Annotated in this window: 22 protein-coding genes, 1 tRNA gene and 1 other RNA gene; 9 read left to right on the top strand and 15 right to left on the bottom strand. The window is 72.4% G+C overall.

Annotated elements, in window-relative coordinates:
* Positions 1-35: 35 nt before the first annotated feature.
* Positions 36-695: an HNH endonuclease family protein gene (locus GA0070213_RS26150; RefSeq protein WP_091070330.1), complete on the top strand. Its 660-nt coding sequence runs from the start codon at positions 36-38 to the stop codon at positions 693-695.
* The gene (locus GA0070213_RS26155; RefSeq protein ID WP_091070332.1) at positions 677-1,183 is read left to right on the top strand and encodes a hypothetical protein; all 507 of its coding nucleotides are present in this window, start codon (positions 677-679) and stop codon (positions 1,181-1,183) included. Before GA0070213_RS26150 ends, GA0070213_RS26155 begins: the two co-directional genes overlap by 19 nt.
* Positions 1,184-1,230: 47 nt before the next feature.
* On the opposite strand, the gene GA0070213_RS26160 is transcribed toward GA0070213_RS26155, so the two are convergent.
* The 10 genes from GA0070213_RS26160 to ffs form a co-directional block, all read right to left on the bottom strand.
* Positions 1,231-2,337 (bottom strand): ABC transporter ATP-binding protein, encoded by a 1,107-nt coding sequence (locus GA0070213_RS26160; RefSeq protein ID WP_175441500.1) that lies wholly within the window; start codon positions 2,335-2,337, stop codon positions 1,231-1,233.
* On the bottom strand, positions 2,334-3,320 hold the full coding sequence (locus tag GA0070213_RS26165; RefSeq protein ID WP_091070335.1) for an ABC transporter ATP-binding protein: 987 nt from the start codon (positions 3,318-3,320) through the stop codon (positions 2,334-2,336). The genes GA0070213_RS26160 and GA0070213_RS26165 overlap by 4 nt, the downstream gene beginning before the upstream one ends.
* 43 nt (positions 3,321-3,363) lie before the next feature.
* Complete coding sequence (locus tag GA0070213_RS26170; RefSeq protein WP_091070337.1) at positions 3,364-4,404, bottom strand: ABC transporter permease; 1,041 nt, start codon at positions 4,402-4,404, stop codon at positions 3,364-3,366.
* A complete protein-coding gene (locus GA0070213_RS26175; protein WP_091070339.1) occupies positions 4,401-5,408 on the bottom strand; it encodes an ABC transporter permease in 1,008 nt (335 codons plus the stop codon). The genes GA0070213_RS26170 and GA0070213_RS26175 overlap by 4 nt, the downstream gene beginning before the upstream one ends.
* Before the next feature lie 104 nt (positions 5,409-5,512).
* Complete coding sequence (locus GA0070213_RS26180; protein ID WP_091070342.1) at positions 5,513-7,183, bottom strand: ABC transporter substrate-binding protein; 1,671 nt, start codon at positions 7,181-7,183, stop codon at positions 5,513-5,515.
* A gap of 196 nt (positions 7,184-7,379) precedes the next feature.
* A complete protein-coding gene (gene recR / locus GA0070213_RS26185) occupies positions 7,380-7,973 on the bottom strand; it encodes a recombination mediator RecR (RefSeq protein WP_013289050.1) in 594 nt (197 codons plus the stop codon).
* A gap of 8 nt (positions 7,974-7,981) precedes the next feature.
* The gene (locus GA0070213_RS26190) at positions 7,982-8,290 is read right to left on the bottom strand and encodes a YbaB/EbfC family nucleoid-associated protein (RefSeq protein WP_217628661.1); all 309 of its coding nucleotides are present in this window, start codon (positions 8,288-8,290) and stop codon (positions 7,982-7,984) included.
* Positions 8,291-8,411: 121 nt separating this feature from the next.
* A complete protein-coding gene (locus GA0070213_RS26195) occupies positions 8,412-9,743 on the bottom strand; it encodes a TolB family protein (RefSeq protein WP_217628659.1) in 1,332 nt (443 codons plus the stop codon).
* Positions 9,744-9,886: 143 nt separating this feature from the next.
* Complete coding sequence (locus GA0070213_RS26200; RefSeq protein WP_091070347.1) at positions 9,887-12,703, bottom strand: DNA polymerase III subunit gamma and tau; 2,817 nt, start codon at positions 12,701-12,703, stop codon at positions 9,887-9,889.
* Between the two features lie 108 nt (positions 12,704-12,811).
* An RNA gene (ffs, locus tag GA0070213_RS26205) (signal recognition particle sRNA small type) lies at positions 12,812-12,902 on the bottom strand.
* 81 nt (positions 12,903-12,983) lie between these two features.
* Between ffs and GA0070213_RS26210 the strand changes: the two genes are divergently transcribed.
* Positions 12,984-13,068, top strand: a tRNA-Ser gene (locus GA0070213_RS26210).
* A 49-nt stretch (positions 13,069-13,117) separates the two neighbouring features.
* Here the strand turns inward: GA0070213_RS26210 and GA0070213_RS26215 are convergent.
* On the bottom strand, positions 13,118-13,681 hold the full coding sequence (locus GA0070213_RS26215) for a CGNR zinc finger domain-containing protein (protein WP_175441501.1): 564 nt from the start codon (positions 13,679-13,681) through the stop codon (positions 13,118-13,120).
* 55 nt (positions 13,682-13,736) lie between these two features.
* Here GA0070213_RS26215 and GA0070213_RS26220 point away from each other — a divergent pair, with 55 nt between their 5' ends.
* The gene (locus GA0070213_RS26220; protein WP_091070351.1) at positions 13,737-15,035 is read left to right on the top strand and encodes an MFS transporter; all 1,299 of its coding nucleotides are present in this window, start codon (positions 13,737-13,739) and stop codon (positions 15,033-15,035) included.
* Between the two features lie 165 nt (positions 15,036-15,200).
* A complete protein-coding gene (locus GA0070213_RS26225) occupies positions 15,201-16,976 on the top strand; it encodes a glycosyl hydrolase (protein ID WP_091070353.1) in 1,776 nt (591 codons plus the stop codon).
* A 60-nt stretch (positions 16,977-17,036) separates the two neighbouring features.
* Here GA0070213_RS26225 and GA0070213_RS26230 read toward each other — a convergent pair whose 3' ends face one another.
* Genes GA0070213_RS26230 through GA0070213_RS26245 form a run of 4 tightly spaced genes read right to left on the bottom strand, consistent with a single transcriptional unit; the run spans position 17,037 to position 20,531 of the window.
* Positions 17,037-17,681, bottom strand: coding sequence for a response regulator transcription factor (locus tag GA0070213_RS26230; RefSeq protein WP_091070436.1), 645 nt, complete (start codon positions 17,679-17,681; stop codon positions 17,037-17,039).
* Between the two features lie 14 nt (positions 17,682-17,695).
* Positions 17,696-19,021: a sensor histidine kinase gene (locus GA0070213_RS26235; RefSeq protein WP_091070356.1), complete on the bottom strand. Its 1,326-nt coding sequence runs from the start codon at positions 19,019-19,021 to the stop codon at positions 17,696-17,698.
* 17 nt (positions 19,022-19,038) lie between these two features.
* On the bottom strand, positions 19,039-19,809 hold the full coding sequence (locus tag GA0070213_RS26240) for an ABC-2 transporter permease (RefSeq protein WP_091070358.1): 771 nt from the start codon (positions 19,807-19,809) through the stop codon (positions 19,039-19,041).
* Positions 19,806-20,531 (bottom strand): ABC transporter ATP-binding protein, encoded by a 726-nt coding sequence (locus GA0070213_RS26245; RefSeq protein ID WP_091070361.1) that lies wholly within the window; start codon positions 20,529-20,531, stop codon positions 19,806-19,808. Before GA0070213_RS26245 ends, GA0070213_RS26240 begins: the two co-directional genes overlap by 4 nt.
* 163 nt (positions 20,532-20,694) lie before the next feature.
* Here GA0070213_RS26245 and GA0070213_RS26250 point away from each other — a divergent pair, with 163 nt between their 5' ends.
* From GA0070213_RS26250 to GA0070213_RS26265, 4 genes are all read left to right on the top strand, one after another.
* Positions 20,695-21,309, top strand: a complete 615-nt coding sequence (locus tag GA0070213_RS26250) for a hypothetical protein (protein WP_091070363.1) — start codon at positions 20,695-20,697, stop codon at positions 21,307-21,309.
* Positions 21,310-21,341: 32 nt separating this feature from the next.
* Positions 21,342-21,836 (top strand): hypothetical protein, encoded by a 495-nt coding sequence (locus GA0070213_RS26255; RefSeq protein ID WP_425412864.1) that lies wholly within the window; start codon positions 21,342-21,344, stop codon positions 21,834-21,836.
* Positions 21,837-21,906: 70 nt separating this feature from the next.
* Complete coding sequence (locus GA0070213_RS26260; protein ID WP_091070368.1) at positions 21,907-22,518, top strand: permease-like cell division protein FtsX; 612 nt, start codon at positions 21,907-21,909, stop codon at positions 22,516-22,518.
* Complete coding sequence (locus GA0070213_RS26265) at positions 22,515-23,099, top strand: SigE family RNA polymerase sigma factor (protein ID WP_245716554.1); 585 nt, start codon at positions 22,515-22,517, stop codon at positions 23,097-23,099. Before GA0070213_RS26260 ends, GA0070213_RS26265 begins: the two co-directional genes overlap by 4 nt.
* Positions 23,100-23,327: the final 228 nt, after the last annotated feature.

A 23,327-nucleotide genomic window follows, 5' to 3' on the forward strand; every position in this document is an offset into this window, starting at 1 on the left:
TCGCCCGGAGCCCGCAAGCTGGAGAGGTGTCGTCTGTGCGTACGAGTTCAGGAGTCCGAGCCGGGCTGACCGCCGCGCTCACCGCGGTGCTCGCCCTCGGCGCGGCCGGCTGTGACCCCGCGGTCACCGAGCCGGACGCGCCGCCGAGCGCTTCGGGGAACGTGAATCAGCAGCTCGGCCAGCTCACCGTGGCCGCTGCCGGGTCGATGAAGGGTTACAGCCGCACCCGGTTCCCGCACTGGCGGGACACCGGGAAGAACTGCGACGTGCGGGACAGCGTCCTCCAGAAGGACGGTGAGGGGATCAAGCTCTCCGGCTGCAACGTGGTCGGTGGGCGGTGGGAGAGCGTGTACGACGGGGTGGAGCTGACCGACCCGTCGGACGTGGACATCGACCACACCGTGCCGCTGGCGAACGCCTGGCGTTCCGGCGCGGACGAGTGGGACGACTCGAAGCGCGGCGACTTCGCCAACGACCTGACCCGACCGCAGCTCATCGCGGTTTCCGCGCGCTCCAACCGGGCAAAGGGTGACCAGGATCCGTCGCAGTGGAAGCCGGCGAACCGGTCGTACTGGTGCCAGTACGCCGCCGACTGGGTGACGGTCAAGCACTACTGGCGGCTGACGGTGACCACTGCCGAGAAGGCCGCCCTCACCGACATGCTGGAGGGCTGCACATGGGCGAGCAAGCCGTGACCGGGGCGGGTGGCGCGCCGGCCCCGGAGAGGACGCCGGACGCCACCGGCGACGACGCCGCGGCGGCCGGCACCGACCCGACCCCGACCGGTCCGACCGCGGGCGGTCCGGCGCCGACCGGTCCGGCCTCGGCCGGGATGACCGCGGACGGCCGGCCGGCGGCACCCGCCGACGTCTCCGGCGCGGGCATGGCCGCCGACGCGGCGCCGGGTGCGCCGGCCGGGGGCGCGCCGTCCGGGGCGGCGGCGCGTACCGCCGACATCACGGCCGGCCCGGGCGGGGTGATGACCGACGAGGTCGGCGTGGTGACCGGCGAGCTGACGTTGCGCACCGAGCACGCCGACGGCAAGGTGACGCTGCGGGTGCAGTACAAGGACGCCGACGAGTGGTACGCGGTCACCGGTGGCAGCGCGCCGCTGGCCGACCCGGCCGCGCTGGACGCGGTGCACACGATCGCGGTGGGGCTGCTCAACCGCCCCGAGGGCTGAAACCGAGCGGACGCGTCGGCCCCGGGCGGGGCCGACGCGTCCTCGGGTCACGGGGTGGGGATGAGTTCGCCGGTCTCGCCCGGCGCCGCGCCGTCGTCCGGCCGGACCAGCTCCGGCTCCACCTCGTGCGGCCGGATCTTGCCGGCCGCGATGTCCTCGGCGTAGTGGCAGGCGACCCGGTGCCCGTCGAGCACCTCGCGCAGCGCGGGCCGCTCGTCGGCGCAGCGGGTGGGCTGGGCCCACGGGCAGCGGGTGTGGAACCGGCAGCCGGCCGGCGGGTTCGCCGGCGACGGCAGGTCGCCGGCGAGCAGGATCCGCTCCCGCCGGTCCTCGACCTGCGGGTCGGGCACCGGCACCGCCGACATGAGCGCCCTGGTGTACGGGTGCATCGGCTCCCGGTAGAGGTCGTCGCTGGACGCCTCCTCCACCAGGCCGCCGAGGTACATCACCCCGACCGTGTCGGCGATGTGCCGGACCACCGCCAGGTCGTGCGCGATGATCAGGTACGTGAGGCCCCGCTCGTCCTGGAGTTCGTCCAGCAGGTTGAGCACCTGGGCCTGGATCGACACGTCCAGCGCGGACACCGGCTCGTCGGCGACGATCAGGTCCGGTTCGAGCACCAGCGCCCGGGCGATGCCGATGCGCTGGCGCTGCCCGCCGGAGAACTCGTGCGGATACTTGCTCAGCGCCGACGCCGGCAGGCCGACCGCGGCGAGCGCCTCGCGGAGCCGCTTGTCGACGGCGGCCTTGTCCTTCGCCAGGCCGTGCGCCTTGAGGCCCTCGACCAGCAGCGACTCCACCGACTGCCGGGGGTCGAGGCTGGACAGCGGGTCCTGGAAGATCATCTGGATCCGGCGGCGGATCCGGCGCATCGGCTCGTCCTTGAGCGCGCGCAGGTCGGTGCCGTCGAAGACGATCTCACCGTCGGTCGGCTCGACCAGGCGCAGCAGACCTCGGCCCAGCGTGGACTTGCCGCAGCCCGACTCGCCCACGAGCCCGTACGTCTCGCCCCGGTTGATGGCGAGCGACACCCCGTCGACGGCGTAGACGTGCCCGATCGTCCGGTCGAAGAGCACGCCGCTCTTGATCGGGAAGTGGACCTTGACGTCGCGCAGTTCGACCAGGGGTCCGGTCGGCTCGGTCGGCTCGGTCACGGGACCGCCACCTCCTCGGAAACGGGGTTGTTGCAGCGCAGGTCGCCGCCGTTCGCGGTGGGCTCCAGCGGGGGCGTGCCGTCGAGGCAGGCGTCCACCACGTTGTCGCACCGGGGCGCGAACGCGCAGCCCTCGGCCCACGGGATGTTGTCGGCCACCGAGCCACGGATGGCGTGCAGTCGCTCGCCGCGCGGCGAGTCGAGCCTCGGCACGGAGTTGAGCAGCCCGTGCGTGTACGGGTGCCGCGGTCGGGCGAACAGCTCGTGCCGCTCCGCCCGCTCCACGATCTTGCCGCCGTAGAGGACGTTGACCGTGTCGCAGAGCCCGGCCACCACACCCAGGTCGTGCGTGATCATGATCAGCGCGGTGCCGGTCTCGTCGACGAGTTCCTTGAGCAACGTGAGGATCTGCGCCTGGATCGTGACGTCCAGCGCGGTGGTCGGCTCGTCGGCGATCAGCAGCCGCGGCTTGCAGGCCAGCGCGATGGCGATCAGGGCCCGTTGCCGCATGCCGCCGGAGATCTGGTGCGGGTATTCCTTCAGCCGCCGGGTCGGGTCGGGGATGCCGACCGCGTCGAGCAGCTCCCGGGCCTCCTTCAGCGCCGCCTTGTGGTCCATGCCGCGGTGCCGTTCGAGCACCTCGGCCACCTGGGTGCCGATCGGGATGACCGGGTTCAGCGAGGAGAGCGGGTCCTGGAAGATCATGCCGATGTCCCGGCCGCGCCGGTCCCGCAGGTCGTCCGGGCGCAGCTTCAACAGGTCGGCCCCGTCGAAGTTCACCTCGCCGGTGACCTTGTTGCCGCGCTGCGGCAGCAGGCCCATGATCGCCAGGCTGGTGACGCTCTTGCCGCAGCCGGACTCGCCGACCAGGCCCACCGTCTGCCCCGGCTCCACACTGAAGCTGACCTCGTCGACGGCGGTGAACGGTCGCTCACCGCGGCGCTGGAACACGACGCTCAGGTCGCGTACGTCGAGCAGGCTCATCGGGTCACTTCCTCACCGTGCTGGTCGTTGGTCCGCACCGCCGTCACCGCCGGCTCTTCGGGTCGATCGCCTCGCGCATGCCCTCACCCAGCAGGGTGAAGCCGAGCGCGACCACGATGATCGCGACGGCCGGGAAGTAGGCGAGTTCCGGCCGCACCTCGAAGTAGCGCTGACCGTCCACACCGAGCATCAGGCCCCACTCCGCGCGGTTGATGTCCGGGTCACCGAGGCCGAGGAAGGACAGCGACGCGGCTTCCAGGATGGCGGTGGAGAGCGTCAGGGTCGCCTGCACGATCACCGCGGTCATCGCGTTGGGCAGCATGTGCCGCAGTACGATAGCGCCCCGCTTGACGCCGAGCGCGCGGGCGGCCAGCACATGGTCGCTCTCCCGCTGGGCGAGCATCGAACCGCGCAGCAGCCGGGCGAAGATCGGTACGTTGACGATGGCCACCGCGAGGATGACCGTCCACTGGCTGGACCGGCTGGCCATGGCCACCAGGCTGATCGCCAGCAGCAGCGCCGGCAGGGCCAGCATCACGTCGGTGAAGCGCATCAGGATGTTGTCGACCCAGCCGCCGAACGCACCGGCGAGCGCGCCCACCAGCACGCCCAGGGCCAGCCCGATCAGCGTGGCGAGCACGCCGACGAAGAGCGTCTGCCGGCTGCCGTGGATCATCCGGGACAGGAAGTCCCGGCCGAGCGGGTCGGAGCCGAGCGGGAACTCGCTGCTGGCGCCGGGGATGCTGTCGACGGTCAGGTTCTTCGTCAACTCGTCGAAGCGCTGCGCGGGGTCGTGCGGCGCGAGCAGCGGCGCGAAGATCGCGACCAGGACGAAGAGCGCCACGATGGACGCGCCGACCATGGCGGTCGGGTTGCGGCGCAGCCGGCGGAACGCGTCGCGGACCAGGCTGACCCCGCCCTTGTCCGCGGTGGCCTGGGCCAACTGCTCCAGCCGGGCGCGCTTGCGCTCGCCGAGCCGGTCGAGGCCGCGGGGCAGCGTGCCCTCACGCTTCTCCGTGACGGCCGAGGGGTCCACGCTCTCGCGCTGGGCGCCCACGGTGGGCTGGATGATCGGATCGCTCATCGCACACGCACCCTCGGGTCGATGAAGGCGTAGGAGAGGTCGACCAGGAGGTTGACCAACACGAAGACCAGCGCGGCCAGCAGGATCAGCGCCTGGAGCACCGGGTAGTCGCGGCCGCCGCTGATCGAGTCGTAGATCAGCGTGCCGAGGCCACCCCAGTTGTAGACCCGCTCGGTGAGCACCGCGCCGGAGAGCAGCGCACCGGTCTGCAGGCCGATGGTGGTGACCACCGGCAGCAGGCCGTTGCGCAGGATGTGCCGGCCGCGGATCGTCTTGTGGCGCAGGCCCTTCGCCTCGGCGGTGCGGACGTAGTCCTCGTTGAGGACGTCGAGCACGCTGGCCCGGGTGATCCGGACGATGACCGCGAGCGGGATGGTGGCCAACGTGATCGCCGGCAGGATGAGGTGCCACAGCGCGTCGCCGGTGGCGTCGAACTCGCGGGTGAGCAGCCCGTCCAGCACGAAGAAGCCGGTGATGTCGGTGTTGTCCAGCCCGGTGCTGATCCGGCCGGACGGCGGGAACAGGTGCATGTTCTGGGTGAAGACGTCCTTGAGCAGGTAGCCCAGGAAGAAGATCGGGATCGAGATGCCGAGCAGGGTGCCGCCGATGCTCAGGTTGTCGAGCAGCCGGCCGCGGTGCCGGGCGGCGAGGTAGCCGAGCGGCACGCCGAGCCCGATCGCGATGATCATGGCCGCGGCGGCCAGCTCCACGGTGGCCGGGAAGGCCCGGCCGATCACCTCGGTGACCGGGTCGCCGCTCCGGATCGAGTTGCCGAAGTCGCCGGTCACCAGCCGCTGCATGAATTTCGCGTACTGCACCAGGATCGGCTGGTCGTAGCCGAGGGCCTTGGTCAGCAGGGCCCGCCGCTCCGGCGTGGCCCGCTCACCGAGCAGCGCCTCGATCGGGCCGCCGGGAAGGTTCCGCAGCCAGATGAAGACCAGCGCGGACAGCCCTATCAGGGTCACCACCAGCTGCAGCAGGCGGCGAACTATGACTCGCAACATCTCTCACACACCAGATTTCTCGTTGAACAGCGGGTCGGCCCGGGCCGGGAGAGAGAGCCCGGCCCGGGCCGATTCCGCGTGGGGCGTCAGCGGTGGGTGACGCCTCAGCCGACGCTGACGGTGTTGAACCGCTCGTCGGTCAGCGGGCTGGCGACGAGACCCTTGACGTCCTTGGTGACCACGATGGCCGGCGGAGCGTGCCAGACCGGCACGGCCGGCAGCCACTTGGCGGCGATGTCGCGGTTGACCTGCTCCCAGGCGGCCTTCTTGCCGGCCTCGTCCACAGTGCCGTCGGCCTTGCCGATGGCGGCGAACATGTCGGTCATGGCCTGGTCGCCGAACTCGACCTTGCCGCGCCCGAAGAAGGTGCCGACGAAGTTGCCCGGGTCGTTGTAGTCACCGGTCCAGCCGAGCAGGTGCAGGTCGTGCTTGCCGAACTGCTGCACGTCGTCCTTGTAGCCACCGTTCCACGGGCGAGCCACACCGTTGACCTTGATGCCGACGGCCTGCAGGTCGTTGGCGAGGACGGTGAAGATCTCCTGCGGGTTCGGCATGTACGGCCGGGAGACGTCGGTCGGGTAGTAGAAGTTGAGCGTGAGGTTCTCCGCGCCCGCCTCCTTGAGCAGCTGCTTGGCCTTGTCCGGGCTGTACTCGTACTTCTGCACGTCCTGCGCGTAGCCGAGCACGGTGTCCGGCATGAACTCGTCGGCGACCTTGGTGCCACCCGGGCCCTTGGTCTGGACGAGCTGCTGGCGGTTGAGCGCGTAGGCGATCGCCTGGCGCACCTTCAGGTCCTTCAGCTTCGGGTTCTTCTGGTTGAAGCCGAGGTAGAGGATGTTGAACGCCGGGCGGTCGAGAACCTGGAAGCCCTCACCGGCAAGCGCCTTGCGGTCGGCCGGGGCGGGGAAGTCGATGCCCTGGACGGTGCCCGCCTTCAGCTCCTGCTTACGGGTGTTCTCGTCCTTGATGATCTTGATGATCAGCTTGTCGACCTTGGCCTTCTCGCCCCAGTAGTCGGGGTTCCGGTCCAGGGTGATCTCACCCTTGGCCTTGTCCCAGCCGACGAACTTGAACGGGCCGGTGCCGACCGGGTGCTCGTTGGCGAACGCGCTGTACTCGAACGAGTCGCCGTTCTGCTTCACCGTGTCGGCATCGTACTTCTTCAGCGCCTCGGGGCTGGCGATCGAGAGCGCGGTCAGCGCGAAGGCACCCGGGAAGGCGCCCTTGTACTGGTTCATCGTGATGACGGCGGTGCCGTCGTCCTTGGCCTCACACTTGTTGTAGACCGGGTCGCCGGCACCCTCGGCCTCGTTCTTGGCGAAGCCGCCGAACGTGTCCGAGTAGTAGATCATCTGCGACTGGGCGGCGGCGCCCTTCATGTTGAACCAGCGGTCGAAGTTGAAGCAGACCGCGGCGGCGTTGAAGTCGGTGCCGTCGTGGAACTTCACGCCCTTGCGGAGCTTGAAGGTCCAGACCTTGCCGTCCGGGTCGTGCTCCCAGCTCTCCGCCAGGGCACCCTGCAGCTCGGCGGTGCCGGGCTTGTTCTGCACGAGGGTGTCGTACATCTGGCGGATCGGCCGGAACGACTCACCGTCGTCGTTGAAGATCGGGTCGAAGTTCTTCGGGTCCCCGGCACCGGCGAAGACGAAGGTGCCGCCGGTCTTGGCGTCACCACCGCCCTCTTCGCGGTCGCTCTTGGCGCAGCCGGACGCACCGACCGCCAGGGCGGCCACGGCCGCGAGGGCCACGGCCGTTTTCAGCCTGCTCGCCTGCATCTCTCACCTCTGTCATGCGCATGTGTCCACGCCGAGCTGTGACTCAGTCCGTGAGCGGGAGGTTATGGCATGTCACACAGAAGTGGAAAGAGCCGAGGGCAATCGCTACCAAGCCGACACCTTCCGAGGCTTCCTCGCACCGCGCGGCCGGGAGCGGCCCGGCGGCGGGCACACCGCCCGCCGCCAGGCCGGTGACTCAGACCGCCCGGCGCCCCTCGAAGGCGCGGCCCAGCGTGATCTCGTCGGCGTACTCCAGGTCGCCACCGACCGGCAGGCCGCTGGCCAGCCGGGTCACCGCGATCCCCATCGGCTTGACCATCAGCGCCAGATAGGTCGCGGTCGCCTCACCCTCGGTGTTCGGGTCGGTGGCGAGGATCAGCTCGCGGACCTCGCCACCGCCGAGCCGGGTCATCAGCTCGCGGATCCGCAGGTTGTCCGGGCCGATGCCCTCCAACGGATTGATCGCGCCACCGAGCACGTGGTAGCGCCCGCGGAACTCGCCGGTCCGCTCGATCGCCACCACGTCCTTCGGCTCCTCGACCACGCAGAGCACCTCGTCGGTGCGCCGCGGGTCGCGGCAGATCCGGCACTGCTCGGACTCGGCCACGTTGTAACAGGTCGTGCAGAACCGCACCAGGTCCTTGACCTTGCGCAGTGCGCCGGCCAGCCGATTGACGTCGGCCGGATCCGCGGACAGGACGTGGAACGCGATCCGCTGGGCGCTCTTCGGGCCCACGCCCGGCAGCCGACCCAACTCGTCGATCAGATCCTGGATGGCACCTTCGTACATCTGCCGGCTCAGAAACCGGGCAGGCCGAGGCCGCCCATCCCGCCCGCGACCGGGCCCATCTTCTTCTCGGTCAGCTCGCGGGCCGCCTCGGCGGCGTTGTGCACGGCGGCGACGACGAGATCCTCCAGGGTCTCCACGTCCTCAGGGTCGACCGCCTTCGGGTCGATCTTGATCGCCTTCAGCTCACCGGTGCCGGCGACCGTGGCCGTGACCAGGCCACCACCGGCGGTGCCGGTCAGCTCCGCGTCGGCCAGCTCGGCCTGGGCGGCGGCGATCTGCTGCTGCATCTTCTGCGCCTGCTTCAGCATCTGCTGCATGTTCGGCTGTCCACCTGGGCGCACGGACCGCTCCTTCTTCGCACTCGTCTGCTCGGCCGCCGCTCAGCCTATCCGCTGTGAGCAGCCGGTCCCGCGCGGCGGCCCGCCCGCCGGTCCGCGATCACCGCGACGGCGGGCGACCACCGGCCCCGTCGGCGGCGGCGACGAAGACGTCGAGCATGTCGTTGGTGTCGCCGGGCACCAGGTTCGTCGCGTTCGAGGTGAACGACACGTACCGCCCCCGGTGGTCGATCGAGGGGTCGTTGCTGAAGCTGTCGGCCTGAGCGCCCTCGGCCGACACGCTCAGCCGGGTGGTTGTCCCGGCCCGCCATCGGACCAGGAAGACGTCCTCGGTCCCGTTGGTGTCCCCCGGCACCAGGTTGGACGCCCCCGAGACGAACGCGACCCGCCTCCCGTCACCGCTGATCGCGGGCTGGTAGCTGCTGCTGTCGCCCTGGACGCCACCGGCGGTCACGCTCACCCGACGGGTCACGCCGGTGGCCAGGTCCCGGACGAAGACGTCCTCGACGCCGTTGGTGTCGCCCGGCACCAGGCTCGGCGACCAGGAACTGAACGCGGCGTACCGGCCGTCGGCGCTGATCGCCGGATCGCTGCTGACACCCTGGCCCTGCGCCCCGGTGGAGGAGACGCTGACCCGGGAGGTGACCGCCCGCCTCAGGTCGCGCAGGAAGACGTCCGGCGCGTCGTTGGTGTCGCCGGGCACCAGGTTGGACGCCGTCGACTCGAAGACCACCCACCGTCCGTCGCCGCTGATGGTCGACGACGAGAAGCCGCTCGGACCGTTGCCCTGGCCGCCCGTGGCGGGGACGCTGACCCGGCTGGTGGTGCCGCGCCGCAGGTCCCGGACGAACAGGTCGGCGAACCTGTTGGTGTCCCCCGGCACCAGGTTGCTGGCGAACGAACTGAAGACGACGTACCGGCCGTCCTGGCTGATGCTCGGCACGGTGCTGGCGTCGTTGCCCTGCCCGCCGCCGTCGGGCACGCTCACCCGGACGGTCGTGGACGCGACCCGGTCCCGGACGAAGACGTCGACCACGCCGTTGGTGTCCCCCGGCACCAGGTTCGACGCCGCCGAGATGAAGGCGACGTACCGGCCGGTGCCACTGGTCGCCGGACCGGTGCTGTAGGCGTTGCCCTGGACGCCGGTGCTGGAGACGCTGACCCGGCTGGTGGTCGCCGTCGTCCGGTCCCGGACGAAGACGTCGTCGACGCCGTTGGTGTCGTCCGCCACCAGGTTCGACGCGCGGGAGGCGAAGGAGACGAAGCGGCCGGTGCGCGACGAGCTGCTGCTGGAGCTGCGCTCGTTCGCCTGGGCCCGGCCGCTGGAGACGCTGACCCGGGCCGTCGCCGGATCGGGTTGGGGCACCGGGGCGGCGCCCGAGGGCACCGGCGCCAGCACCGTGGTCAGGGACAGGGCAGCCCCGAGAACCACCCCCAATGGAACAAGTCTCACTTTGCTCACCGACCCCTCTGAACGGCATCAAGCCGACATCGATGGTCACCAGGCAATTCTGCCGACGTCAAGGCCCTGAGCAGGGAGAACGCCTATTGGACAGGGTGGAGTGCGGTATGTGGCTACCGCGCGTCCACCTCACCGATCTGTTCCGCGCCGAACGCCTCGCGGAGCAGCCGTACCGCCTGCTCCTGACTGGACTCGCGCGCGGTCCGCTCGTCGATGACCTCGTCCAGCGGCTCGTCGCCCGGGTCGAAGCCCTCGAGGGTCGCCGCCGGCGCACCGCCGGGGCGGCCCGCACCGCTGCGCACCGGGCCGTCGAAATCCGGATCGTACGGCGGCTCGCCGGCCCAGTCGGCGTCCGCCGTCTTGCGCGCCCCCGCCCCGGTACGCGGACCCCGCCCCGCCGCGGCCGCCCGCGCCGCCGCGATGGCGCTGCTGACCGGCGGGCCGCTGGGCGCGGGCGTCGAGGACGCGCCCGGCTGAGACCCGGTCGCCCGGGTCACCGGCGCTGCCGGCGCGGTGACTGCCGCCGGCGTGCCGCCGCCGGACGTGCCGTTCGCCGTCGCGCCGCCCACCGGCGCGCCGCTGGCGGCTGCGCCCGGCTCGCCACCCGGCCGAGCCGGTTCCGGCCACTCGTCCGCGGTCGCCGTCGCGCCACCCGGACGGGCCGGCTCGGGCCAGTCCTCGGCCTCGCCGGCGGCGGGAACCGCACCCGAGGCGTCGGACCCCGACCGGCCCGGGCCACCGCGGTCCTCCTGACTCCTGAGCCCACCTTGGCCGCCCTGGCCGCCCTGGCCGCCGGCATCGTCGCCCGCGCGCCCGGCGCGACCCGGGTCGGTCGGGCCGCCGCGGTCCGGGCGGGCGGGGGCCTCCGCAGGCGGGGACGGCGGCCGGGCGGCGGCACGCGGCGGACCGCCGAGCGTCGCGCCACCCCGCTCGCCAGCCACCTCGCAGCGGATCTGCCAGCGACCGCCCAACTCCTCGTAGAGCGCGTCGGTGAGCACCGCGGCGTGGTCCGCCATCATCTTCGCCAGCACCGTCGACTTCACGGTCAGCACCAGCGTGTCGCCGTCCAGGTCCCGGACCACGGCGTCACGCATCAGCGCGGCGATCCGCTTGTTGCTCCGGTTGACCTTGCCCACCACCTCCGGCCAGACCCGGCGCACCGCGACCGCGTCCAGCGCGCCCGGGTTCGCCGTGCCGGGACGGGGCGGCTCGGGGGTGGCCGGATCGGGCATCACTACCGGCGGCGCGCTGCGGCGGACCGCCGCGGCCGGGCCGTCGGCACCCGCAACCGGGCCGGCCGGGCCGACACCGAGGGCATCCGGCGTGGGACCGACGCCGGCGACGGGAGCGGCCGCTACGAGACCCGCGCCGGCGACGGGAGCGGCCGCGACGAGACCCGCGCCGGCGACGGGAGCGGCCGCTACGGGACCCGGGCCGGCGGCGGGAGCGGCCGCGACGGAGCCCGGGCCGGCGGCGGAGGCACCCGCGCCGGTGTCGGCGCCGGCCGGCCCGGTTGCGCCCGGGCCGGAGGTCGGAGCGGCGGTGGAACCGGACCGGTCGGCGGCGACCGGACCGGACCGGGAACCGGACCCGGGGGCGCCACGGGACCCGGATGCCGCCGCGGCAGCGGCCCGGGCGGCGGCGGCGCCGGTCGGGCCGTCGGCAGCCGCCGGCGTGCCGCCGGACTCCGGGTGGATCGCGGCGGCAGCCGCGCCCGGGGCGGGAGCCGCCGGGCGTACCTCATGGGTGGCGGCGGGGTCGGCGGCGCCGAGGGTGAGCCGGCGTTCCATCCGCTCCAGACGCTGGAGCAGGCCGCCGGACGAGTCGTCGACGCCGGGCAGGAGCATCCGGGCGCAGATCAGCTCCAACAGCAGGCGGGGCGCGGTGGTGCCGCGCATCTCCACCAGGCCGTTGTGCACGATGTCGGCGCAGCGGGACAGCGTGGCCGGGCCGAGCCGCTGGGCCTGCGCGGCCATCCGCTCGATCTGGTCGGCCGGACCGTCGATGAGGCCCTTGGTCGCGGCGTCCGGCACCTGCTGGAGCACGATCAGGTCGCGTAGCCGCTCCAACAGGTCGGAGGCGAACCGGCGCGGGTCATGGCCGGCCTCGGCGACCCGGTCGACGGTCGCGTACGCGGCCGCGCCGTCCCCGGCGGCCAGCGCGTCGCACATCTCGTCGATCAGCGCGGAGTCGGTGACGCCGAGCAGCGCGGCGGCCCGGGCGTAGCCGACCCCCTCCGGGCCGGCGCCGGCGATGAGCTGGTCGAGCACGGAGAGGCTGTCCCGCGCGCTGCCGCCACCGGCGCGGACCACCAGCGGGAAGACCGCCGGTTCGATCTTGACGCCCTCGGCCTCGGCCAACTGCTCCAGGTAGGGACGGAGCACCTTCGGCGGCATCAGCCGGAACGGGTAGTGGTGGGTCCGCGACTTGATCGTGCCGAGGACCTTTTCCGGCTCGGTGGTGGCGAAGATGAACTTGACGTATTCCGGTGGCTCCTCGACCAGCTTGAGCAGGGCGTTGAAGCCGGCCGACGAGACCATGTGCGCCTCGTCGATGACATAGATCTTGAAGCGGCTGCGAGCCGGCGCGAAGAACGCCTTCTCGCGCAGCTCGCGGGCGTCGTCGACGCCGCCGTGGCTGGCCGCGTCGATCTCGATGACGTCGATCGAGCCGGCGCCGTCGGTGGCCAGCGAGCGGCAGGATTCGCACTGCCCGCACGGCTCGGGCGTGGGGCCCTGCTCGCAGTTGAGCGAGCGGGCCAGGATCCGGGCGCTGGAGGTCTTGCCGCAGCCGCGGGGGCCGGAGAAGAGGTACGCGTGGTTCAGCCGCCCGCTGCGCAGCGCCTGCGACAACGGCTCGGTGACGTGCTCCTGGCCGATGACCTCGGCGAACGTACGGGGCCGGTACTTGCGGTAAAGGGCCAGTGCCACCCGTCCCGCCTCCTCTCGACCGAGCCATTCTGCGCCGGTCGGCCGCCGGTGACCACTCACCACCTGAGTGACCTGACCCGCAACGACGTTACCGGTACCCGGAGACAGAAAGGCCCCCCGTGCACCCGTCAGAGCCCGCTTATCCTTGCTGCCTTCCGGCCCTGGGGAGGTTCACGAGATGCACGCCGCACGGGGGGTGCCGCCAAGCCTACCCGAAGCCGTGTGGATCTTCCGGGAGGGTGGGGTGGCCCGCCGTCGCGGGACCTGTATCCTGGCTCGCGGAGGATTCGCCTAGAGGCCTAGGGCGCACGCTTGGAAAGCGTGTTGGGTTTACACCCTCACGAGTTCGAATCTCGTATCCTCCGCCGTCGAAGAAGGGCCGGCACCTCGCGTGCCGGCCCTTCTTCGTTCCCGTCATCCGGCCTCCCGGCGACGCCCACGCCAGGCCTCCTGCTTGGCCCGGTTGCCGCACAGCTGCATCGAGCACCACTTGCCGGTGCCGGAGCGGGACGAGTCGTAGAACGCCCACCGGCAGGCGTCGCTCGCGCAGATCTTGAGCCGGGGCCAGGTGCCGTCGGCCATCGACCCGGTCACCCGGAGCACGAGTTCCCCCGTCGCCCCGTCGACGCCGGTCGCGCCGGCGGTCGCGAGCCAACCCCGGTCGGGCGTGAAGGAGATCCGCACCCCGGCCCGCTCGGCGGCGGCGTCCAGGACCGCCAGCACGGGCGGGGGCAACGCGGCGCGGTCGTGGTTGGCGACGGCCGCCGCCCGCAGCGCCTCCCGCAGCTCGCGCGCCCGGCGGAGGTCGTCGTCGGTCACCGGCGCGTCGCCGCGCCACAGGCCGGATGCCGTCAGCCACGTCGCCAACCCGGCCGGGTCGGTGATCGCGTCGGTGCCCGCCTCAATGTCGAGCGTGTTGAGGAACCGCCGGACCGGTTCGAGCCGGTCCGGCGCCGCCATGGCGGGACCGGTGGACATGCCGACATCGTAACCGTCTTGCGCGCATAACGGGTTATCAATAACCTCCATAAGCATGATGACGGTTAGCGCCGACCGGACCACGCCGCCTGCGTGGAGTAACCCGAACTTCCGCCGGCTCTGGCGCGGGTCCGCCGCCTCCGCACTGGGGAGCGAGGTCGCCGAACTCGCGTTGCCGCTGTTCGCACTGCTCACGCTCTCCGCCTCGGCGGCGCAGGCGAGCACTCTGCGGGTGGTGCAGTTCCTGCCGTTCCTGCTGGCCACCCTCCCGGCCGGGCTGCTGGTCGACCGGCTCGGACCGGGCCGGCTGCGGCTGATGGTCGGCGCCGACCTCGGGCGCGCGCTCCTCGTGCTCCTCATTCCGGTGGCCGCTTGGACGGGCACCGCCACCATGACCGGCCTCTACGTCGTGGTGTTCGTCGTCGCGACGTTGACGGTGCTGTTCCAGGTCGCCGACTTCGCGGTCCTGCCGGCGATCGTCGACGAGGGCCAACTCGTGGACGCGAACGGCAAGATCTCCGCGGCCCAGTCCGCCGCCGAGATGAGTGGTCGGGGGCTCGGCGGGCTGCTGGTCCAGGCGGTCTCCGCGCCGGTCGCGCTGCTCTGCAACGCGCTCGGCCACGTCGCGTCGGCGGTGTCGCTCGGCCGGATCCGCCTGGCCGGCGCCGACCGGCAGCCGGCCGCGCTCCGACCGTCGGGCCACCGCTCGGCGCTGCGCGAGGCGGCGCAGGGCGTCGTCGTCGCGATCCGACACCGGTACGTGCGTCCACTGCTCGGCGAGGCGGCCACGTTCAACCTCTTCAACGAGGTATTCGTCCTCGGTCTGCTGCTCTACGCCGTCCAGGTGGCGCGGCTGGGCCCGGTCGCGATCGGCGCCGTCTTCACCGCGGGTGGGATCGGCTCGTTCGTCGGCGCCTGGTTCGGCGCCCGGCTCACCGGCCGCTTCGGATACGGCCGGGTGCTGCTGTGCACGCTCGCCGTGGGCAACGGCGCACCGCTGGGCGCGCTGCTCGCGAACCGGGCCGGGGCCGGGTTGCTGCCGCTGCTCGGCGCCGTCTTCGCGGTCATGGGCGTGGGCATCGGCATCGCCAACGTGCACGCGGTGAGCCTGCGCCAGACCGCCACGCCGGAGAGGCTGCGCGGCCGGGTCAACGCCGCGTACCGGCTGATCTCCTGGGGCTGCGTGCCGGTGGGCGCCGCCCTGGGCGGGGTGGTGGCGACGCAGGCGGGCCCGTTCGCGGCGATGTCGATCGGCGCGGTGGGCGTCTCGCTCGCCACGCTCTGGGTGGTCTTCTCCCGGGTGCCGGCGCTGGCTGCCATCCACGACGCGGCCGCACCCTTGACCGGTTCATAATCCTTACCGTTCGACAGGTGTTCGACAGGCATTGACAAAGTTAACCGGTTAAGAAGACCATCATGGATATCTTCGCCGGGTCGGGCCGTCGGAAGGGCAACCGACGGCCCGACCCGTCCGGGCGGCGAGGGCTCCCCGCAACCATCACCCCTACGGGAGTTCCTCATGATCCAGCGCACCCGCACGCGGGCGTGCCTGGCCGGGGCGGCGGCAGCCGTCACCGCGCTGGCCACCGCCCTCGTCACCACGCCACCCGCCCAGGCCGCCGCCGGGGCATGCTCGGTGGCCTGGCAGGTCACCAACGAATGGAGTGGCGGCGCCACCACGAACGTCACCATCACCAACACCGGCGCCGCCGTGAACGGCTGGACGCTGGGCTGGACGTTCCCCGGCAACCAGGTGATCGGCGACATGTGGAACGCGACCAGGACCCAGTCCGGCGCGAACGCCACCGCCACCAACGTCTCCTACAACGCGAGCGTCCCGGCCGGCGGCACGGTCAGCTTCGGCTTCAACGTCACCTACACCGGGTCGAACGCGGCCCCGAGCGCGTTCACGCTCAACGGCGCGGCCTGCGGCGACACCACCCCGCCCAGCCCGACGCCGACGGGAAGCCCGAGCCCGACCGCAAGCCCGAGCCCCACCGCCAGCCCGACGCCGGACCCGACCAGCACCCCCACCGGCAACCTTGCGCTCAACCGGCCGGTCACCGCGTCGTCGACGGAGAGCCCGAACGCCGCCGCCCAGGCGGTCGACGGCAACGGCGGCACCCGTTGGTCCAGCCTCTACGCCGACCCGCAGTGGATCCAGGTCGACCTCGGCGCCACGTACCCGATCAACACGGTGCGGCTGCGCTGGGAGGCCGCCTACGGCAGGGCGTACCAGATCCAGACCTCGACGGACGGCACCACCTGGACCCCGGTGTTCAGCACCACCACCGGCGACGGCGGCACCGACGACGTGACGCCGGCCGGCGCGAGCGGCCGGTACGTGCGGATGTCCGGCACCGCCCGCGGCACCGCCTGGGGCTACTCGCTCTACGAGTTCGAGGTGTACGCGGTGAAGCCGCCCACCCCGCCCGGCCCGGACTGCGGCCAGGCCCCGGCCGACCCGCAGGCGAACTCGAAGGCCCGCAACCTGATCTGCTACCTGCGCACGCACACCTACGTCAGCGGCCAGACCGACCTGCCGGACGCGGACAAGGTGCAGCAGCTGACCGGCCGCTACCCGGCGATCGTGGCGTTCGACTTCATGGAGTACACCCGGGGCAGCATCCAGACCCAGCAGGTCATCGACTGGGCCAAGGCGCGCAACGGCATCGTGGCGTTCCAGTGGCACTGGTACTGCCCGCGCGGCGGCAACTACTCCGCGCCGTGCGACTTCCAGCCCGACCTGAGCAACCCGTCGTCGAAGCTCTACCAGGACATCGACCTGGTGGTGCGCGAGCTGAAGAAGATGGGCGACGCCGGTGTCCCGGTGCTGTTCCGCCCGCTGCACGAGGCGAACAACAACTACATGTGGTGGGCGAAGAAGGGCCAGGACGCCTACAAGCAGCTCTGGCGGCTGATCTACCAGCGGGCCCAGCTCGCCGGCGCGCACAACATCGTCTGGGTGTTCAACGGCATGGCCAGCGGCCAGGGCACCTCGCTCGCGTCCTGGTACCCGGGTGACGGCTACGTCGACCTGGTCACCTCCGACTACTTCCAGAGCAGCGGCGACTTCGCCACCACCAAGGCGGTCAGCGGCGCCAAGACCACCGGCGTGGCGGAGACGTTCAGCCCGCTCAACCCCAACTCCGACCCGGCCTGGCCGTACTTCGTGGTCTGGGCGTCGCGCGACTGGAACGGCAGCGGCAAGGACGTGGCCGGGCTGTGGCGCACCGCGATGGCCAACCCCAGGACCATCTCGATCGACCAACTGCCCGACATGTCCGCGTGGTGACGACCTGATCGCCAGGGGGCCGGCCCGTCGAGGGCCGGCCCCCTTCCGCGTACGCGGATGTCAGCCGCCGATGTGGCGCAGGACGGCCAGGACCCGGCGGTTGTCGGTGTCCGACGACGGCAGGCCCAGCTTGGCGAAGATGTTCGCCACGTGTTTCTCCACCACCCCGGGCGTGATGACCAGCGCCGCCGCGATCCCGCTGTTGGACCGCCCCTCGGCCATCAGCGACAGCACCTCGCGCTCGCGCGGCGTCAACGACGCCACCCCGGTAATGCGCTGCCCGGCGCGCATCAGGTGACCGACCACCTCCGGGTCCAGCGCGGTGCCGCCCGACGCCACCCGGGTCAGCGCGTCCACGAAGTCGGCGACGTCGGCGACCCGGTCCTTGAGCAGGTAGCCGACGCCGGTCGGCCGGTCGGCGAGGAGGCGGGTCGCGTAGCGGGTCTCCACGTACTGGGAGAAGACCAGCACGCCGACGTCGGGGTGGTCGCGCCGGATGTCGAGCGCGGCGCGCAGCCCCTCGTCGGTGTGCGTCGGGGGCATCCGGATGTCGACCACCGCCACGTCCGGCAGGTGGGCGGCCGTCGCGGACCGCAGCGCGTCGGCGTCGGCCACCGCGGCGCACACCTCGAAGCCGCGGTCGGTGAGCAGCCGGACCAGTCCTTCGCGCATCATCGCGGCGTCCTCCGCGATCACCACCCGCATGTCGTCGCCTCCGTTCACGCGTGTGTGGGCAGGTCGATCTCGACCCGGGTGGGACCGCCGGCCGGGCTGTGCACGCGCATCCGCCCGTCCACGACGCCGACGCGACGGGCCAGGCCGGCCAGGCCCGGGCCGTCCGGGTCGGCCCCGCCCACGCCGTCGTCGGTGACGGTCAGCGTCAGGCGCGCGCCGGCGCCGGCGACGCCGAGCCCGACCCCTCTCGCCCGGCTGTGCTTGGCCGCGTTGGCGAGCAGCTCGGCGGCGCAGAAGTAGGCGATGGTCTCGATCGCCGGGGCCGGACGGTCGGGCAGGTCGACGGAGACCGCCACCGGGACGGCGCTGCTCGTGGCGAGCGTCGCCAGCGCGTCGCCGAGGCCGTTGTCGAGCACCGGCGGGTGGATCCCGCGCACCAGGTCGCGCAGGTCGGCGAGGGCGTCCTTCGCGCCCCGGTGGGCGAGCGCGACCAGTTCACGGGCCTGCCGCAGGTCGGGTGGCGGGCCGTCGGCACCGAGCTTCTCGGTCGCCATGCCGAGGTTCATCGCGAGCGTGGCCAGCCGGATCTGCGCGCCGTCGTGCAGGTCGCGTTCCAGCCGGCGCATCATGGTGGCCGCGTCGTCGATCGCCCGGGCGCGGCTGGCCTGGAGTTCGCGTACCCGTTCGGCGAGCCGGCGCGGGCCGAGCAGCCGCCGCATCGCGGCCAGGTCCGGTGCGGTGCCGGCGCGCATCAGCCACGGCGCGACCAACAGCATGGCGAGGCCGGCCGCGGCGATCAGGAACGTGCCGGCGAACGTCCGCGTGCCGAGGAGGCCGAACGGCGTCAACGCCCACACCGGCCCGAGGCGGGTACCGGGCGGGTGGTTGCGGAACAGCGGCCACCACAGCGGATAGCTGAGGTTCACCGGGCCGAGCACGTAGCAAAACAGGCCGTAGCCCTGCGGGATGGCCAGGGGCACCTTGAGCAGGCCGTATCCGACCGCGCGCCAGCCCGGCCCGTCGGCGACCAGCGCGCCGAGCCGGTTCGAGGATCGCGGTGGTGGGGCGTCCACGTGTACGCCGAGCAGCCGGCCGGCGAGCCGGCGGTGCATGCCGCCGGTGACGCGCCCGAGCGGGGCGGCCAGCACGACCAGGAGCGCGACGGTGAGCGGGAACAGCACCAGGAAGATCGGCGCGACGGCCGGCGCGGGCTGCCGGGACATGCCTCCGGTGGCCCGGAGGATGAGGGCGCCCAGCGCCGGCACGAGCGCCGGCACGGCCAGGATCGCCGCCGCGCTGACCACGCCGACCAGGCAGAACACCGCCCGGCGCAGGACCGCTGCGGTGAACGGGGCACGCAGTGCGGTCATCGGCCCATTGTCGCGTCTCACGCGTCGCGCCGGCGGAGCAGGACGCCGCCGCAGAGGATCGCCACTGTCGCGTACCCGCACATCAGCAGCACGCTGATCCAGCCGGCGAACAGGCCGGGTGTCGGCGTGGTCACCGCGACGGAGTTGAGCAGCATCAGCAGCGGGACGAAGCGGCCGACGGCGATGCCGTCCTCCCCGAACAGTCCGATCGCGAACGACGGTACGAACACCAGCGCGAACAGCGTGCCGATCGCGGCGCCGGAGTGCCGTACGACGGTTCCGACGCCCACCCCGATCAGCGCGGCGGCGGCCAGGTAGCCGCCGGTGAGCAGCACCGCGCGCAGGATCTGCGGGTCGCCCAGGGAGGCGGCCGGGATGGCGGTGCCGCGGATCGCGAGTTGTCCGCCCAGGTAGCCGGCGACGCTGGCGAGCAGGCCGACGACGAGTGCCGCGCCACCGCCGACGGCGACCTTCGCGGCCAGGACGGTCCGGCGGCGGGGGACCGCGGCGAACGTCGAGCGGATCGTCCCGGTGCCGTACTCGCCGGTCACCGCGAGGACGCCGAGCGCGCCGAGCAGGAGTTGGGCCAGGATGGCGCCGCTCAGGCTGTTGTTCAGGATCTGGGCGGTGGTGGCCACCGGCGTGTGGGCGCGGTAGCCGATTCCCACCCCCACGCCGGCCGCCGCCATCGAGAGCACCGCCGCCGTCGCCAGCCACCACGTCGACCGGACACTGGTCAGCTTGATCCGTTCCATCCGGGCCGCGTGCCGGAATCCGTAGCCGCTCATGACACGTCCGTTCCGCGGTGGTCGGTGACCTGCGAGGTGAGTCGGAGGAACGCGTCCTCCAGGTTGTCGCCGCCGGCCACGAGTTCGGCGACCGTCGTCTCGGCCAGCAGCCGGCCGCGGCCGATGACCACCAGCCGGTCCGCGGTCAGCGCCATCTCGGCGATCAGGTGGCTGGACACGAACACGGTCCGGCCCTCGGCGGCGAGCCCGCGCAACAGGTCCCGGATCCAGCGGATGCCCTCGGGGTCCAGCCCGTTGACCGGCTCGTCGAGCAGGAGGACGCCCGGGTCGCCGAGCAGCGCGACCGCGATTCCGAGCCGCTGCCGCATGCCCAGCGAGTAGGTGCCGGCGCGCCGGTCCGCCACATCGGACAGGCCGACCACGCGGAGCACCCGCTCGACCCGGGCGCCGGGGATGTCGTTGCTCGCGGCCAGCGCCGCCAGGTGGGCGCGGCCGCTGCGGCCGGGGTGGAACGCGCCGGCGTCGAGCAGCGCGCCGACGGCCCGCAGCGGCCAGCTCAGGTCCGCGTACCGGACGCCGTCGACCAGCGCCTCGCCGTGGTCCGGGGCGTCCAGGCCGAGGATCATGCGCATCGTCGTCGACTTGCCGGACCCGTTCGGACCGAGGAAGCCGGTCACCACGCCCGGCTGCACCCGGACGGTGAGCCGGTCCACGGCGGTCCGGTTCCCGTAGCGTCTGGTCAACTCACGTAGTTCGATCACGGGATCGACGCTAGGCACCGCGCTCGGCCGCGGTAAGCCGGAAACCATCCGACCTGATCCGGGGGTTTTCCACCCCCGGCGCCGGGCTACCGTTCCAGGGCGGCAGCGGATCCGCCGTCGTACACATGTTCTATCCACAGGCTGTGGATGCCGAGAGGATCGGATGAGTTACCAGCTCAGCGCCGTGGTCGCCGACATCGAGCTGCTGCGCGAGCAGACCGCCGACCTGGATCACGCGGTGCTGGCCGCGCTCCGGCAGGACTTCGCGCTGCTGCCGGTCACCCCGCAGCTCGTGCAGGAGCTGACCGGTCGGCCGCCGGACTTCGCCACCGACGGGCCGTGCGCCGAGCGCCCGTTCGAGCTGGTCCTGTCGCCGCCGCTGGCGGAGCTGCTGGCCCGCTGGTCGACGGGCGGCCCGGTGGCCTACCTGGAGGCGGAGTTCACCGGCGGCCTCGGCCACCAGTCGGCGGTGGTGTGGCTGGGCGGCGACGTGAGTTGGGGGCCGCGCTACGACAACGCCCTGGACCGGCCGCGCGCCGAGTGGCCGATCAACACGGCCCTGACCCGGCTGGGCGTCGAGCCGGGCGCGTGGATCGACCCGTTCGCCGAGCTGGGGCTGCACCTGGAACGCGACACGGACGGATGGTTGGCGCACGGCCGGCGCGGCCTGTCCGCCGATTACTGGGACGAGCTGGCCGACGAATGGGAACTGCGCCAATCCGGCCCGCACCAGCAACCTCTCGGCCCCGGTCCCGTTGGGGACTGGGGGAATGCATGAAATTACGACAATTCGGCTTTATAGCCACGCTGCTGGCTGCCGCGTCCGTCGCCGGGAGCGGCGTCCGTCCACAGGGGCCCGAGATGGCGGCCCGGCCGGTCGGCTCCGCCGAGGTGGTCAGCCTGGACGGCCTGCGCAACGCGGAGTTCGGCGCCACCGAGGAGGACCTCACCCGGCGCGGCCTGCTGCGCACCGACGAGGAGGCGTGCGGGCCCACGCTGGCCGGGCACGGATCGGTCAGCCCGATCTTCGTCGACGACCGGCTCGTCCTGCTCTGGCTCGACGACCCGATGACCACGCCGGAGGGCATCAGCGCCGGCACGCCGATCGGCGAGGTCCGCGCCGCGTACCCCGGCGCCGCCGCGCTGCCGGCACCGCCCGGCAGCCACCGCTTCGCCGGGCTGCTCGCCCGCGTCGGCGACCGCGCCTACCTGTTCCTGCACGACGGCGTCACCGTCCGAAAGATCATCGCCGGGTACGCGGACTGGGCCCGCCGCCTCTTCGACGAGGACTACGGCCCCTGCTGACCCAGATGTGACCGATCCGGCGCCTCGACCAGTCAGGGAGGAGGAAGCCATCGGACACCAGGAGCGAGCTGTGGATCAGAACCTGCACGTGCTCTTCGAACGGGCACTCGGCGTCGAACCCGCGCCCCCGACCGGGGACCTGGCCCGGGAGGCCATGGTCGCGGGAACCGCGCTGCGGCGCCGGCGCGGCCTCCTCGCGGGCGGCACGGCCGCCGGCCTGGTCGCGGTCGCCGCCACCCTGGTCGCCCTGAACCTCGCGCCGTCGTCGACGGAGCCGGTGTCGCCGGTGGTCGCCGCCGGCGCGCTCCTGCCCTCCGCGGACCCCACCTGTGACCGGAGGTGGGGGCGCGAGACGGTGGACGTCCGCGTCTTCCTGCGACCGGAGATCACCGATCAGCAACGCCTGGACCTGCGCGACGCGCTCCGCTCGGATCCGCTCGTGCGGAACGTGACGTTCCAGGGCCACGACGAGGCGTACGCCAGGTTCAAGGAGATGTACCGGGACAGTCCGGACCTGGTCAACGCGGTCAAACCGGAGCAGATGCCCGAGTCGTTCCAGGTCACCCTGGCCAGGGCCGCGGACTTTTCCCGGCTCGTGGCCGGTTTCCGCCACACCGGCGGCGTCGACCAGATCCTGGGCGGTCCGTGCCCGGCCCGCTCGGGCGCCGGGGAGGGCGAGTGACGAGCGGGCAGATCGACGTGTGCGCCACGCCACCCGCCGAACGTCAGGCCGGCCCGCTGGCCCGGTGGGCCAGCGCCCGCCGGCGTCAGCGCGAGATCCGCGACGAGGACTTCAGCGCGTTCGTCGCGGCGACCGCACCCCGACTGCGGCGCATCGCCTACCTCATGTGCCGGGACTGGCACCTCGCCCAGGACCTGACCCAGATCACGTTCACCCGGATGTACGCCTCCTGGGCCCGGATCCGGCAGAGCGCGAACCTCGACGCGTACAGCCGACGGGTGCTCATGAACGCCGTCTTCGATCAGCGGCAGCGGCGCAGCGACACCGAGGTGGTCTGCGCCGACCTGCCCGAACGACCGCAGCCGCCGGCGACGACGGACCTGCACGTCGCGTTGATGACCGCGCTGGCCGCGCTGCCCGTCCGGGACCAGGCGATCGTGGTGCTCCGGCACTGGGAGGACCGGAGCGTCGCCTCCGTCGCCAGGATCCTGGGCATCTCCGCCTCGGCGGTGAAGATGCGCGACGCCCGGGCGTTGGGCCGGATCCGCGCGCTGCTCGGCGACGACTTCGTCGGGAACTGAGGGCCGTAACGCGGAACGCCCGGTGTGCTCCGTACGGAGCGCACCGGGCGTTCTCGCTGTTCACGAGCGGTGGCGGCGGGATTTGAACCCGCGGAGGGCGTAAACCCTCACACGCTTTCGAGGTCTGCGAGCAGCCGTCCACCGCCGTTCAGCACCGATCTCCACTAGGCGTTGCCTCGATTGACGGCCGCCCGGGAACCTCCCTGTACCGCCGCGAATGAGACCACG

Origin of the sequence: Micromonospora humi, assembly GCF_900090105.1 — a bacterium.
GTDB classification, from domain to species: Bacteria; Actinomycetota; Actinomycetes; order Mycobacteriales; family Micromonosporaceae; genus Micromonospora; species Micromonospora humi.